This window comes from Flagellimonas sp. CMM7, from assembly GCF_021390195.1.
GTDB lineage: Bacteria > Bacteroidota > Bacteroidia > Flavobacteriales > Flavobacteriaceae > Flagellimonas.
In genome coordinates this window covers 647,744-663,651 of record NZ_CP090003.1, presented here as the reverse complement: position 1 = coordinate 663,651, position 15,908 = coordinate 647,744, and the positions used below count along the sequence as shown (strand labels likewise).

Here is a 15,908-nt window from a genome sequence, read left to right as displayed (position 1 = left end):
CCTTAGCCTGTTTTAATAGCAGCGTGTGATGATGCACGTTACCCTTTAGAGAATTCACTATCAAAATTTGTCCATAGATGTTCACAAACAATACTGAAAGAGTAAATTTTGCATCCGCTAAGAACATACCGGAATATCCGGATTTCTTGGACATTCAGATTAAATCTTTTCAAGACTTTTTTCAACTTGAAACAAAATCTGATGAAAGAGGAAATGAAGGGCTCTACAATACCTTCATGGAAAATTTTCCAATTACAGACACTAGAAACCAGTTTGTACTTGAGTTTCTTGATTATTTTATAGATCCACCAAGATATTCCATACAAGAATGCATAGAACGTGGACTTACCTATAGCGTTCCCTTAAAGGCGCGTCTAAAATTATATTGTACCGATCCAGAACACGAAGATTTTGAAACGATAGTTCAAGATGTGTATTTGGGTACAATTCCATACATGACTCCCAGTGGAACCTTTGTTATCAATGGCGCTGAGCGCGTTGTGGTTTCACAGCTGCATAGATCTCCAGGGGTTTTCTTTGGACAATCTTTTCACGCAAATGGAACAAAGCTATATTCTGCAAGAGTAATTCCTTTCAAAGGTTCTTGGATTGAATTTGCTACAGATATCAATGGCGTTATGTACGCTTATATTGATAGAAAGAAAAAATTACCGGTTACTACACTTTTCCGTGCAATCGGTTTTGAAAGAGATAAGGATATTTTGGAAATCTTTGATCTTTCTGAGGAGGTTAAAGTTTCTAATGCAGGTCTTAAAAAAGTATTGGGACGCAAATTGGCTGCAAGAGTTCTGAACACTTGGCATGAGGATTTTGTTGATGAAGATACAGGTGAAGTAGTTTCTATTGAGAGAAATGAAATTATCCTAGATCGTGATACCATTCTTGAAAAAGATCATATAAATGAAATTATAGAGGCTGATGTAAAAACCATCTTGCTTCACAAAGAGAATAATGCGCAGTCAGATTATGCAATTATTCATAATACATTGCAGAAAGATCCTACCAATTCTGAAAAAGAAGCGGTGGAGCATATCTACAGACAATTGCGTAACGCTGAGCCGCCAGATGAGGAAACAGCTCGAGGTATTATAGACAAATTGTTCTTCTCTGACCAACGATATAACTTAGGTGAAGTTGGTCGTTATAGAATGAACAAAAAATTACAGTTGGATATTGGAATGGACAAGCAGGTCTTGACCAAGGAAGATATCATTACTATCATCAAGTATTTGATTGAGTTAATCAACTCAAAAGCAGAGATTGATGATATTGATCACTTGTCCAACCGTCGTGTAAGAACGGTAGGTGAGCAGCTGTCATCTCAGTTTGGTGTTGGTTTGGCTCGTATGGCACGTACTATTCGTGAGCGTATGAACGTTCGTGATAACGAAGTGTTTACTCCTATAGATTTGATTAACGCAAAGACACTGTCTTCCGTTATTAACTCATTCTTCGGAACAAACCAGTTGTCTCAGTTCATGGATCAAACAAATCCATTGGCAGAGATTACACATAAAAGAAGATTATCAGCACTTGGACCTGGTGGACTTTCAAGAGAAAGAGCAGGATTTGAGGTACGTGATGTTCACTATACGCACTACGGAAGATTATGTCCGATTGAAACACCTGAAGGACCAAACATTGGTTTGATTTCTTCACTTTCTGTATTTGCAAAAGTAAACCCAATGGGCTTCTTGGAAACACCATACCGTAAGGTAGAGAATGGTGTTGTTGATACTAAGGATTTCAGGTACTTAAGTGCTGAGGAGGAGGAAGGAATGAAGATTTCCCAAGCCAACATCCCAATGGATGAGAAAGGGAAAATTCAAGATGACAAAGTAATTGCTCGTGAAGAAGGTGATTTCCCAGTAGTGGATCCGTCAGAAGTAAACTATACGGATGTTGCTCCAAATCAGATTGCTTCCATTTCAGCCTCATTGATTCCGTTCTTGGAACATGATGATGCAAACAGGGCTTTGATGGGGTCAAACATGATGCGTCAGGCAGTCCCATTGTTAAAACCACAATCTCCAATTGTAGGTACAGGTTTAGAAAGACAAGTGGCTACTGATTCTAGAGTATTGATTAATGCAGAAGGAGATGGGGTTATTGAATATGTAGATGCTCAGAAAGTAACCATTAAATATATCAGGTCTGAAGATGAGCGATTAGTAAGCTTTGAAGAAGACTCAAAAACGTACAACTTGGTTAAGTTTAGAAAAACGAACCAAGGAACAAGTATTAACCTAAAACCAATTGTTAAAAAAGGAGATAAGGTTAAAAAAGGAGAAGTGCTATGTGAAGGTTACGCAACTGAAAAAGGTGAGTTGGCACTTGGTAGAAACCTTAAAGTGGCATTTATGCCTTGGAAAGGATACAACTTTGAGGATGCCATCGTAATCTCGGAAAAAGTAGTGCGCGAAGATATCTTTACTTCTATTCATATAGATGAGTATGCATTGGAAGTGAGAGATACCAAATTAGGTGCTGAAGAACTCACCAATGATATTCCCAACGTTTCTGAAGAAGCCACTAAGGATTTGGATGAGCACGGGATGATAAGAATTGGTGCAGAAGTTAAGCCTGGTGATATTTTGATCGGTAAGATTACACCAAAAGGTGAATCTGACCCAACTCCAGAAGAAAAACTGTTGCGTGCTATTTTTGGTGATAAAGCAGGAGACGTAAAAGATGCTTCATTAAAAGCATCACCATCTTTAAGAGGTGTTGTTATCGATAAGAAATTATTCTCACGTTCTATTAAGGATAAGAGAAAACGTTCAGAAGATAAGGAAGCAATCTCTAGATTGGAGATGGATTACGAAGTGAAGTTTGAACAATTGAAAGATGTTCTTATTGAAAAACTGTTTGGGTTGATCAATGGAAAAACTTCACAAGGTGTAATGAACGATCTTGGTGAAGAAGTACTTCCAAAAGGAAAGAAATACACCATTAAAATGTTGAACGCTGTTGATGATTTTGCTCACTTAGTGGGTGGAAGCTGGACAACGGACAATAAGACCAATGAGCAAGTAGCAGATTTGTTGCACAACTATAAGATTAAATTGAATGACATTCAAGGAAACCTTAGAAGGGACAAGTTTACTATTTCAGTAGGTGATGAACTACCTGCAGGTATTATGAAGTTGGCCAAAGTTTACATTGCTAAAAAACGTAAACTAAAAGTTGGTGATAAAATGGCAGGACGTCACGGTAACAAAGGTATTGTTGCACGTATTGTTCGTCAAGAGGATATGCCTTTCTTGGAAGATGGAACACCTGTGGATATTGTATTGAATCCACTTGGAGTACCTTCTAGGATGAACATTGGTCAGATTTATGAGACGGTATTAGGATGGGCTGGTCTTAAATTGGGAAGAAAGTACGGAACCCCAATTTTTGATGGAGCCACCTTAGATCAAATCAATGCACTTACTGATGAAGCTGGTGTACCAAGATTTGGACATACATACCTTTATGATGGTGGAACAGGAAAACGTTTTGATCAAGCAGCTACAGTAGGTGTTATCTACATGTTGAAATTAGGACATATGGTAGATGACAAGATGCACGCCAGATCTATTGGACCATATTCGTTGATAACACAACAACCATTGGGTGGTAAGGCCCAGTTTGGTGGTCAGCGTTTTGGTGAGATGGAGGTTTGGGCACTTGAAGCGTATGGAGCTTCAGCTACACTGCGAGAAATATTGACCGTTAAATCGGATGATGTTATCGGAAGAGCAAAAACGTATGAATCCATCGTTAAGGGTGAAACCATGCCAGAACCTGGGTTGCCAGAATCTTTCAACGTATTGATGCACGAACTTAAGGGATTAGGTTTGGATATCAGACTGGAAGAGTAGAATACTATAGAAAAGCATTTTTAATTATATCATCTCCATATTGTTATGGCTAGAATAAAAGATAATAACGCACCAAAAAGGTTTGATAAAATTTCCATAGGACTGGCTTCTCCAGAGTCAATCTTGGCCGAGTCCCGTGGAGAGGTTTTAAAACCTGAAACTATTAACTATAGAACGCACAAACCTGAACGTGATGGGTTGTTCTGTGAGCGTATTTTTGGTCCTGTAAAGGATTACGAATGTGCTTGTGGTAAATATAAGCGTATCCGTTACCGTGGTATTGTTTGTGACCGTTGTGGTGTTGAAGTAACAGAGAAAAAAGTACGTAGAGATCGTGTTGGGCACATTAATCTTGTGGTTCCTGTAGCGCATATCTGGTATTTCCGTTCCCTTCCAAATAAAATAGGATACTTGTTGGGGTTACCTTCCAAGAAGTTGGATATGATTATCTATTACGAAAGATATGTTGTAATCCAGCCTGGAATTGCCAAAGGACCTGAAGGTGAGGAAATCAATAAAATGGATTTCTTGACTGAAGAGGAGTACCTTAATATTTTGGAATCCATTCCGGCTGAAAACCAGTACTTGGAAGATACAGACCCTAATAAGTTTGTAGCCAAAATGGGTGCGGAGTGTCTAATTGATTTATTGTCCAGAATTGACTTGGAAGAACTTTCATATAGTCTAAGGCATAAAGCAAATACAGAGACTTCAAAACAACGTAAAACAGAAGCTTTAAAAAGACTTCAGGTTGTTGAGGCCTTGCGTGAATCTCAAGATAATAGAGAAAACAGACCAGAGTGGATGATCATGAAAGTAGTTCCGGTTATTCCACCAGAATTACGTCCATTGGTTCCATTGGATGGTGGTCGTTTTGCTACTTCAGATTTAAATGACCTCTACCGTAGGGTAATTATCCGTAACAATCGTTTAAAACGATTGATGGAAATTAAAGCTCCCGAGGTAATCTTGAGAAATGAGAAACGTATGCTTCAAGAAGCGGTAGATTCTCTTTTTGATAATACAAGAAAAGCTTCAGCGGTAAAAACAGAATCAAACAGACCTTTAAAATCACTTTCAGATTCATTGAAAGGTAAGCAAGGTCGTTTCCGTCAGAACCTTTTGGGTAAACGTGTGGATTATTCTGCTCGTTCCGTAATCGTTGTTGGTCCAGAAATGAACCTTTACGAATGCGGTCTTCCAAAAGATATGGCTGCGGAACTTTACAAACCTTTTGTAATTAGAAAACTGATAGAAAGGGGAATTGTAAAGACCGTAAAATCTGCGAAGAAAATTATAGATAAGAAGGAGCCTGTAGTTTGGGATATCCTTGAGAATGTCCTTAAAGGACATCCAGTATTATTGAACCGTGCCCCTACATTGCACAGATTGGGTATACAAGCGTTCCAGCCAAAACTTATAGAAGGTAAGGCTATTCGTTTACACCCATTGGCATGTACAGCATTTAATGCGGATTTTGATGGTGACCAGATGGCAGTACACTTGCCATTGGGTCCAGAGGCTATTTTGGAAGCTCAACTATTGATGTTGGCATCTCAAAATATCTTGAATCCTGCTAATGGTTCTCCAATTACAGTTCCTTCACAGGATATGGTATTGGGTCTTTATTATATGACCAAAGAAAGAAAGTCAACCAAAGAAGTTCCTATCAAAGGTGAAGGATTAACGTTCTATTCTGCTGAGGAAGTAGAAATTGCCTTTAATGAAGGAATGGTTGATTTGAATGCTGGAATCAAGGTTAGAGCAAAAGATTTCAATGAAGAAGGAGAACTTGTAAATCAAATCATAGCAACTACGGTTGGTAGAGTGTTGTTCAACACAGTTGTTCCAGAAGAAGCGGGCTATATCAATGAGGTATTGAACAAAAAATCTCTTAGAAATATCATTGGTGATATTCTTGGGGTTACAGATGTACCTGCTACTGCGGCATTTTTGGATAAGATAAAATCAATGGGGTATGATTTTGCCTTTAAGGGGGGTCTATCCTTCAGTTTAGGTGATATTATCATTCCACCAGAGAAGCATGAAATGATCAACGAAGCCAATGGGCAAGTTGATGGAATTATGGCTAACTATAACATGGGTCTTATCACTAATAATGAAAGATATAACCAAGTTATTGATGTTTGGACTTCTACAAATGCTATGTTGACAGAATTGGCCATGAAGCGAATTCGGGAAGATCAGCAAGGATTCAACTCTGTATATATGATGTTGGATTCCGGTGCAAGGGGTTCTAAAGAGCAAATTCGTCAATTGACCGGTATGCGTGGTTTGATGGCCAAGCCTAAAAAGTCCACTGCAGGTGGAGGAGAGATTATTGAAAACCCAATTCTTTCTAACTTTAAGGAAGGGTTGTCCATTTTGGAATACTTTATCTCAACTCACGGTGCACGTAAAGGTCTTGCGGATACTGCTTTAAAAACTGCGGATGCAGGATACTTGACAAGACGTTTGGTAGATGTTTCTCAAGATGTAATCATCAATATTGAAGATTGTGGTACACTAAGAGGAATTGAAGTCAAAGCCTTAAAGAAGAACGAAGAAGTAGTAGAAACTCTAGGTGAAAGAATTCTAGGAAGAGTTTCACTTCATGATGTTTACAATCCATTGAATGAGGAATTACTATTGACCGCTGGTGAGGTAATTACTGAAGCAGATGTCAAAAGAGTTGAAGTGGCTCCGATTGAAAGTATTGAAGTACGTTCCGCCTTAACTTGTGAAGCTCCAAAAGGAATTTGCGGTAAATGCTACGGTAGAAACTTGGCAACCAATAAAATGGTGCAACGAGGTGAAGCAGTTGGTGTTGTTGCAGCACAGTCTATTGGTGAACCAGGTACACAGTTAACCTTGCGTACGTTCCACGTAGGTGGTATTGCCGGTAACATTTCTGAGGATAACAAGTTAGAAGTGAAGTTTGATGGTGTTGCTGAAATTGAAGATTTAAGAACTGTTGTTGGAGAAAACAGTGAAGGCGAAAAAGCCAACATTGTTATTTCAAGAACTTCTGAAATCAAAGTTGTTGACGCTACAACCGGAATCACCTTAAGTACAAATAATATTCCTTACGGTTCTCAACTATTCGTGAAGAATGGAGATAAAATCAAGAAGGGAACTGTAATTTGCCAGTGGGATCCATACAACGGTGTAATTGTTTCGGAATTTCCTGGTCAGATTGCTTATGAAAATATTGAGCAAGGAATTACATACCAAGTTGAGATTGATGAGCAGACTGGTTTCCAAGAGAAAGTTATTTCTGAATCAAGGAACAAGAAACTTATCCCAACCTTATTGATTAAGGATGGTAAGGGAGAGACTTTACGTTCATACAACTTACCAGTTGGTTCTCACATAATGGTGGATGATGGCGATAAAATCAAAGAAGGTAAGATCTTGGTTAAGATTCCACGTAAATCTGCCAAAGCAGGTGATATTACGGGTGGTCTTCCAAGAGTTACAGAGCTTTTCGAAGCACGTAACCCATCTAACCCAGCGGTTGTTTCTGAGATTGATGGTGTTGTTTCATTTGGTAAAATCAAGCGTGGTAACCGTGAAATAATTATCGAGTCTAAATTGGGTGAAATCAAGAAATACTTGGTGAAACTTTCAAACCAGATTTTGGTACAGGAGAACGATTACGTTCGTGCTGGTATGCCACTATCTGATGGATCTATTACCCCAGAAGATATTTTGGCAATCAAAGGGCCATCAGCAGTACAACAGTATTTGGTAAACGAAGTACAAGAAGTTTACCGTTTACAGGGTGTTAAAATTAATGACAAGCATTTTGAGGTTGTTGTTAGACAGATGATGCGTAAAGTACGTATTGAAGATTCTGGGGATACAACATTCTTGGAGAATCAATTGGTACACAAAGACGACTTTATCCGTGAAAATGATGATATTTTCGGGATGAAGGTTGTTGAAGAACCTGGAGATTCTGAAAGCCTTAAAGCAGGACAGATTATATCTGCCCGTGCCTTAAGAGATGAAAATTCAGTATTGCGAAGAGCAGATAAGGCCCTTGTCAGTGCAAGAGATGCAGTAGCTGCTACGGCAACTCCAATCTTACAGGGTATAACACGTGCGTCGTTGCAGACAAAATCATTTATCTCTGCGGCATCGTTCCAAGAGACTACTAAAGTATTGAATGAGGCCGCTGTAAGTGGTAAAGTTGATACCTTGGAAGGCTTGAAGGAAAATGTTATTGTAGGACATAAAATTCCTGCCGGTACAGGTATGAGGGATTATGATAGTATCATTGTAGGCTCAAAAGAGGAATATGATGAAATCATGGCTCGAAAAGAGGAATTCAAATTCTAATAAACAAACCCTGACGATATCGTCAGGGTTTTCTTTTTTAATACATAAAATACAATGGCTGAGAAAAATCAAAACCAAAAACAAATCAATATAGAGTTAGATGAAAAAACTGCTGAAGGGATATATTCCAATTTGGCAATCATCAATCATTCGGTATCTGAATTTGTTGTAGATTTTATTAGTATGATGCCTGGCGCCCCTAAGGCTAAGGTGAAAAGTAGGATTGTGTTAACACCACAACATGCCAAAAAATTCTTGAAAGCATTAAGCGATAATGTGACAAGGTTTGAGAAAGCGCATGGAACAATTAAAGATTATGAACAACCTCCAATCCCATTAAATTTTGGGCCTACTGGAGAAGCATAATACAAAAAAAACCGACTTCATTGTCGGTTTTTTTATTGCATTTTTTTTTAGCTAAGCTAACTAAGCCATCCTTTTTGAATTCCCTTTTTGGCAAAGAAGACAAGGTAAATGCCAAAGACAATAACGACTATGGGCATGATTACAATGTTAGAACCCATGACCTCCAAGGCAGTGCTCAGAAAAAAGGTGTGGATATTCAGGACGATAGATCCCAAAACAGATAAAAGGAGCAAAGGTCTGGCCCATTTCTTACGAAGCAAAAGCCCTATTGACCCAATTGTACCTGCAAAAACTGCTATGGCAAATCCAGCAGTAGCCCAAGCAGGTCTACCCTCATAAAGTTCTCTTACTTCTTGGCTCATTTGTTCCAATTGCTCAATACTGGTATAGGCATCAGCCAAATACGCGCTTAGTCCCATAAGGTTCCACAGCAAAGCAATAACACTGACCACCCAGAACCAAACGGGTGATTTATGTATAGAATCAGTTGTCATAAAAAAGGCATTTATTGGTTATGTGCTTTTAAAGTACAAAAAAAGTAGTAATCAGTCCAGAGTGTGCAAACCGTCAGACATAACCAGTTACCTTAAAAATCAATAGTATTTAGTCAAATTCTGAAGTAAAGTGAAGCTTTACCGAGGGGTATTTTTGTTGCGTCATCTGTAACGAAAATTGTGAATCGGCTAAAAAGACCAATTGTCCTCGCTTATCAATAGCTAAAAATTTCTGCTTCACTCGTTTAAACTCTTTAAACTCATCATTGGAAGCATCGTCCGCTTCTACCCAACAAGCCTTGTGTACTGGAAAGTTTTCGTAGGTACATTTGGCTCCATATTCATGTTCTAAACGATATTGAATAACTTCATACTGAAGTGCGCCAACAGTGCCAATAACTTTACGACCATTCAATTCCAGAGTAAATAGCTGGGCAACTCCTTCATCCATAAGTTGATCAATACCCTTGTATAGCTGTTTGGCTTTCATAGGGTCAGCATTATTAATATATCTGAAATGTTCGGGAGAAAAGCTAGGAATACCCTTATAGCTTAATTTTTCTCCATTGGTCAACGTATCACCAATCTTAAAATTCCCAGTGTCATGCAACCCCACAATGTCACCAGGGTAAGAAATATCGACGATTTCTTTCTTTTCAGCGAAGAATGCATTTGGACTGGAAAACTTTAATTTTTTGTTGTGTCTTACATGCAAGTATGGTGTATTGCGTTCAAAAGTACCAGACACAATCTTTATAAATGCCAAACGATCTCGGTGTTTGGGATCCATATTGGCATGTATTTTAAATACAAAACCTGAAAAATCCTTTTCACTTGCTTCTACCAAACGTTCTTCCGCCATTTTTGGTCTTGGAGTAGGTGCAATTTCAACAAAGCAGTCTAAAAGTTCACGTACCCCAAAGTTGTTTAATGCGGAACCAAAAAAGACAGGTTGTTGCTGTCCTTTTAAATAGGCATCTTTATCAAATTCTGGATATACCCCACTAACCAACTCTAAGTTGTCTCTAAGTTCTTGTGCTGCGGATTCTCCAATTATATTGTCGAGTTCAGGATTTTCAATATCAGTAAAGGCAATGGTTTCTTCAATGTTCTTCTTACTGTTCCCGCTAAAAAGATTGATGTTCTTTTCGTAGATATTATATATTCCCTTAAAGTCGTAGCCCATTCCAATAGGAAAACTAAGAGGGGTAACGGACAAACCTAGTTTTTGTTCAACTTCATCTAAAAGGTCAAAGGCATCCTTACCTTCTCTATCCAATTTATTGATAAAAACAATCATGGGGATGTTGCGCATTCTGCAGACTTCGACCAATTTTTCGGTCTGTTCCTCAACACCTTTTGCAACATCAATAACAACAATAACACTATCAACGGCAGTTAAGGTTCTAAAAGTATCCTCGGCAAAATCTTTGTGCCCAGGTGTATCTAGAATATTGATTTTTTTATCGTTATAGATAAATGCTAGCACGGAAGTAGCCACGGAAATTCCTCTTTGACGTTCAATTTCCATAAAATCACTGGTAGCGGATTTTTTAATCTTGTTGTTCTTAACCGCACCAGCTTCTTGAATTGCACCACCAAAAAGCAACAGCTTTTCTGTTAGTGTGGTTTTACCGGCATCCGGGTGAGAAATAATGCCAAAAGTCCTTCGTCTTGCTATCTCTTTATCAAAATCCATCTGCGAAAATTTCGGCAAAAATAACGTAAATATCCCTGTTATAATTAATTACAAGATTTATAAATAATTGTTAATATAAATAGGACAAAAAAAGCAGAAATATTGCCTTTAAAAATAAAAAGTAAAGTACTTTTCGTATGCCTAAGGTTTTTGTTTTTTACTAAGCCGTAATCTTTTTATGAAAACCTTACGTATTAATATAAGTGGTAAATAATGATGAGGAATAAGCCTTTTATCGATAAAAATAGGTGATAAGCTCTAAATGCATTAATTATGCGTTTGAGATTATTTGGAGCGTAGAGAACACAAATATCCACTTTTATTAAATAAGAAAAGCCCCATTTTCTTACACTTACGAGAACTACAAGCCATGGTGATTAGTTGACCAAAACTGTCATTTATGGAAAAAAATACTTTCTTAGAATTTAAGAAAAAGGTTTCATACACTCTTTTTTTAATATTAGGATTAGCCGTTTATCTAACGGTCACCTCATTTAATGGGGCTCCTGGTACTTTAATTAATTCTGAACTATCTGTTTTTACGGATACCGATGGAGATGGTGTTCCGGATAATAAGGATATAGACATTGATGGAGACGGAATAATTAATACCGTTGAAGATCAAAATTTGGATGGAGATGATTGTTATTGGACATACCCAACGGATACAGATGGTGATGGGATTCCTGATTATTTAGATGTAGATTCTGATGATGACGGAATTATTGACAATATAGAAGGGCAAACTAGTTATGGTTATATCCCACCATCTGGAAAAGATAAGGACCGCAATGGATTGGATGATGCCTATGAAGAGACTCCTGGAAGTTGTGGTGGATTGACACCCATAGATACAGACGGTGATAAGATTCCTGATTATTTGGATATAGATTCTGATGATGATGGAACTATTGACAACATTGAAGCGCAAAGTACCCCAGGTTATATCCCTCCATCAGGCAAGGACAAAGACCATAATGGGCTTGATGATGCATATGAAGAGACTCCTGGAAGTTGTGGTGGATTAACTCCAATAGATACAGATTCTGACCATCACCCCGATTTTAGAGACATAGACAGTGACGATGACGGTATTATCGACAATGTAGAAGCACAGACAACAGATTATTTCCAGGCACCGTGCGGTGTTGATAGTGATGACAATGGGTTGGATGATCATTACGAGTCTCACCCTGGCTCCGGTGAAGGACTAGACCCTATTAATAGTGACGATGACCATCAACCAAATTTTAGAGATATTGACAGTGATGATGACGGTTTACCTGACAATGTGGAGGCGCAGCCTACAGTAGGTTATGTTCCTCCTACAGGAGAAGATGATGATAAAGATGGTCTTGACAATGCTTATGAAGGTAGTGGAGATGAAGGCCTTGATCCCGAGAACACTGATGGCGAGGACGAGCCCGATTACCTTGATGATGACAGTGACAACGATCTTGTTGCGGACAACAACGAGGGTAACGACTTCAACTTTGACGGCATCCCTGACCAGACATACACTGGAACGGACACGGACAACGATGGATTGGACGATGGCTACGAGGGCAGTGATGTCGATGACGGCTATGATGTGAACGATGAGATAGACGATTCTGCTAACGACCTACCGGACACGGACGGAACGGAGGATGTCAACTATCGTGACTTTGATGATGACGGTGATGGGATCGATACCCCGGATGAAGACATAGATGGGGATGGCGACCCAACGAACGATGATACGGATGAAGACGGCACCCCTGATTACCTAGATCCCAATGATGATGTGGACACCGATGATGATGGTGTGCCCGACAGCGTGGACCTAGATGATGACAACGATGGAATTCTGGATACGACTGAAGACCCGAACCTTGACAATGACAATGATCCGTTGACGAACCCATTGGACAGTGACGGAGATGGTCGCCCTGACCATTTGGACATTGATAGCGACGATGACGGTATCCCTGACAATGTTGAGGCACAGACGACCAATGGATATGTTCCGCCCAACGATGACGACGAGGCTACCTATGCTGCGAACGACGGGGTGAACTCTGCTTACCTTGGCGGACTTACGCCAGTGAACACTGATGGAGCTGATGAACTTGCAGATTACCTTGATGATGACAGTGACAACGATCTTGTTGCGGACAACAACGAGGGTAACGACTTCAACTTTGACGGCATCCCTGACCAGACATACACTGGAACGGACACGGACAACGATGGATTGGACGATGGCTACGAGGGCAGTGATGTCGATGACGGCTATGATGTGAACGATGAGATAGACGATCCGGCGAACGACCTACCGGACACGGACGGTACCGAGGATGTCAACTATCGCGACTTTGATGATGACGGTGATGGGATCGATACCCCGGATGAAGATGTAGATGGGGATGGTGACCCAACGAACGATGATACGGATGAAGACGGCACCCCTGATTACCTAGATCCCAATGATGATGTGGACACCGATGATGATGGTGTGCCCGACAGCGTGGACCTAGATGATGACAACGATGGCATCCTGGATACGACTGAAGACCCGAACCTTGACAATGACAATGATCCGTTGACGAACCCATTGGACAGTGATGGCGATGGTCGCCCTGACCATTTGGACATTGATAGCGACGATGACGGTATCCCTGACAATGTTGAGGCACAGACGACCAATGGATATGTTCCGCCCAACGATGACGACGAGGCTACCTATGCTGCGAACGACGGGGTGAACTCTGCTTACCTTGGCGGACTTACGCCAGTGAACACTGATGGAGCTGATGAACTTGCAGATTACCTTGATGATGACAGTGACAACGATCTTGTTGCGGACAACAACGAGGGTAACGACTTCAACTTTGACGGCATCCCTGACCAGACATACACTGGAACGGACACGGACAACGATGGATTGGACGATGGCTACGAGGGCAGTGATGTCGATGACGGCTATGATGTGAACGATGAGATAGACGATCCGGCGAACGACCTACCGGACACGGACGGAACGGAGGATGTCAACTATCGTGACTTTGATGATGACGGGGACGGAATCGATACCCCGGATGAAGACATAGATGGGGATGGCGACCCAACGAACGATGATACGGATGAAGACGGCACCCCTGATTACCTAGATCCCAATGATGATGTGGACACCGATGATGATGGTGTGCCCGACAGCGTGGACCTAGATGATGACAACGATGGTATCTTGGATACAACCGAAGATCCAGGGCTTAACAATGGGGAAGATCCATTGGACAGTGATGGTGATGGTCGCCCTGACCATTTGGACATTGATAGTGATGATGATGGGATACCTGACAATGTAGAGGCACAGACGACCAATGGCTATGTGGCTCCCAACGATGACGACGAGGCTACCTATGCCGCGAACGACGGGGTGAACTCTGCTTACCTTGGCGGCCTTACACCAGTGAACACGGATGGAGCTGATGAACTTGCGGATTACCTTGACGATGACAGCGACAACGATTTTGTACTGGACAACAACGAGGGTAACGACTTCAACTTTGACGGCATCCCTGACCAGACATACACTGGAACGGACACGGACAACGATGGATTGGACGATGGCTACGAGGGCAGTGATGTCAATGACGGCTATGATGTGAACGATGAGATAGACGATCCGGCGAATGACCTACCTGACACGGACGGAACTGAGGATGTCAACTATCGTGACTTTGATGATGACGGTGATGGGATCGACACCCCAGATGAGGATGTAGATGAGGATGGTGACCCAACGAACGATGATACGGATGAAGATGGCACCCCTGATTACCTAGATCCCAATGATGATGTGGACACCGATGATGATGGTGTGCCCGACAGTGTGGACCTTGATGATGACAACGATGGTATCTTGGATACAACCGAAGATCCAGGGCTTAACAATGGGGAAGATCCATTGGACAGTGACGGAGATGGTCGCCCTGATCATTTGGACATTGATAGCGACGATGACGGTATCCCTGACAATGTAGAGGCACAGACGACCAATGGCTACATTCCGCCCAACGATGACGACGAGGCTACCTATGCTGCGAACGACGGGGTGAACTCTGCTTACCTTGGCGGACTTACGCCAGTGAACACAGATGGAGCTGATGAACTTGCAGATTACCTTGATGATGACAGTGACAACGATTTTGTACTGGATAATAATGAGGGTAATGATTTCAACTTTGACGGCATCCCTGACCAGACATACACTGGAACGGACACGGACAACGATGGATTGGACGATGGCTACGAGGGCAGTGATGTCGATGACGGCTATGATGTGAACGATGAGATAGACGATCCGGCGAACGACCTACCGGACACGGACGGAACGGAGGATGTCAACTATCGTGACTTTGATGATGACGGTGATGGGATCGATACCCCGGATGAGGACATAGATGGGGATGGCGACCCAACGAACGATGATACGGATGAAGACGGCACTCCGGATTATCTAGACCCTGACATGTTAAATATTATCGATGCAGTGGATGATGCTTACAGTTCTAATAGTTCAGGAGGAGTTATTTTAGATAGTGATGTACTTTCTAACGACACCCTTAATGGTGAATCAATTACCTTATCAGATGTGATTCTGACTTCCACTCCCACAGGTGAACTGTTCATCAATGATGATGGTATTGTAAATGTAATTCCAGGTACCCGTGATGGCATTTATACCATTGAATACACTATCTGTGAAGCTGCTAATTCGGATAACTGTGATACTGCCACTGTTACTGTTACAGTGTCTTTAGAGAATATTTTAGTTAACCAAATGTTGACGCCTAATGGAGATTTAAAAAATGATTTCCTTTTTATAAGAGGAGTTAGGAATATTAAAACAAGTACACTTAGAATTTTTAACAGATGGGGTGTCGCGGTATACGAAGGAAAAGACTACAACAATGTTAACAATGTCTTTGATGGTAGGTCTAGAGGAAGATCTACTTTGAGTGCGAACGATTATCTTCCGGCCGGAGTATATTTTTATATATTTGACTACGAAACGGATGAAGGAAGTTTTACAGACTCCGAATACATATACATAAGTAGGTAACATATTGA

6 protein-coding genes are annotated in these 15,908 nt (G+C 40.8%); 4 read left to right on the top strand and 2 right to left on the bottom strand.

All coding sequences use genetic code 11. From position 1 onward, the window contains the following. Positions 1 to 77: 77 nt before the first annotated feature. Genes rpoB through LV704_RS03015 form a run of 3 tightly spaced genes read left to right on the top strand, consistent with a single transcriptional unit; the run spans position 78 to position 8,597 of the window. On the top strand, positions 78 to 3,887 hold the full coding sequence (gene rpoB / locus LV704_RS03025; RefSeq protein ID WP_163421801.1) for a DNA-directed RNA polymerase subunit beta: 3,810 nt from the start codon (positions 78 to 80) through the stop codon (positions 3,885 to 3,887). A gap of 45 nt (positions 3,888 to 3,932) precedes the next feature. Beyond that, the gene (gene rpoC / locus LV704_RS03020; RefSeq protein WP_163421802.1) at positions 3,933 to 8,231 is read left to right on the top strand and encodes a DNA-directed RNA polymerase subunit beta'; all 4,299 of its coding nucleotides are present in this window, start codon (positions 3,933 to 3,935) and stop codon (positions 8,229 to 8,231) included. Positions 8,232 to 8,285: 54 nt separating this feature from the next. Then, complete coding sequence (locus tag LV704_RS03015) at positions 8,286 to 8,597, top strand: DUF3467 domain-containing protein (RefSeq protein WP_163421803.1); 312 nt, start codon at positions 8,286 to 8,288, stop codon at positions 8,595 to 8,597. A gap of 56 nt (positions 8,598 to 8,653) precedes the next feature. Here the strand turns inward: LV704_RS03015 and LV704_RS03010 are convergent, their stop codons facing one another. Beyond that, positions 8,654 to 9,091, bottom strand: a complete 438-nt coding sequence (locus tag LV704_RS03010; RefSeq protein ID WP_163421804.1) for a hypothetical protein — start codon at positions 9,089 to 9,091, stop codon at positions 8,654 to 8,656. A 109-nt stretch (positions 9,092 to 9,200) separates the two neighbouring features. Beyond that, entirely contained in the window at positions 9,201 to 10,790 is a 1,590-nt protein-coding gene (locus LV704_RS03005; RefSeq protein WP_163421805.1) for a peptide chain release factor 3, read from the bottom strand. A 400-nt stretch (positions 10,791 to 11,190) separates the two neighbouring features. Between LV704_RS03005 and LV704_RS03000 the strand changes: the two genes are divergently transcribed. Then, the gene (locus LV704_RS03000; RefSeq protein ID WP_163421806.1) at positions 11,191 to 15,900 is read left to right on the top strand and encodes a gliding motility-associated C-terminal domain-containing protein; all 4,710 of its coding nucleotides are present in this window, start codon (positions 11,191 to 11,193) and stop codon (positions 15,898 to 15,900) included. The last annotated feature ends 8 nt before the right edge of the window (positions 15,901 to 15,908 follow it).

What these genes read in the sequence shown, in the direction of transcription:
- rpoC (WP_163421802.1), top strand. Translation starts at nt 3,933, where the DNA reads ATGGCTAGAATAAAAGATAATAACGCACCAAAAAGGTTTGATAAAATT.
- rpoB (WP_163421801.1), top strand. Translation starts at nt 78, where the DNA reads ATGTTCACAAACAATACTGAAAGAGTAAATTTTGCATCCGCTAAGAAC.
- LV704_RS03015 (WP_163421803.1), top strand. Translation starts at nt 8,286, where the DNA reads ATGGCTGAGAAAAATCAAAACCAAAAACAAATCAATATAGAGTTAGAT.
- LV704_RS03005 (WP_163421805.1), bottom strand. Translation starts at nt 10,790, where the DNA reads ATGGATTTTGATAAAGAGATAGCAAGACGAAGGACTTTTGGCATTATT.
- LV704_RS03000 (WP_163421806.1), top strand. Translation starts at nt 11,191, where the DNA reads ATGGAAAAAAATACTTTCTTAGAATTTAAGAAAAAGGTTTCATACACT.
- LV704_RS03010 (WP_163421804.1), bottom strand. Translation starts at nt 9,091, where the DNA reads ATGACAACTGATTCTATACATAAATCACCCGTTTGGTTCTGGGTGGTC.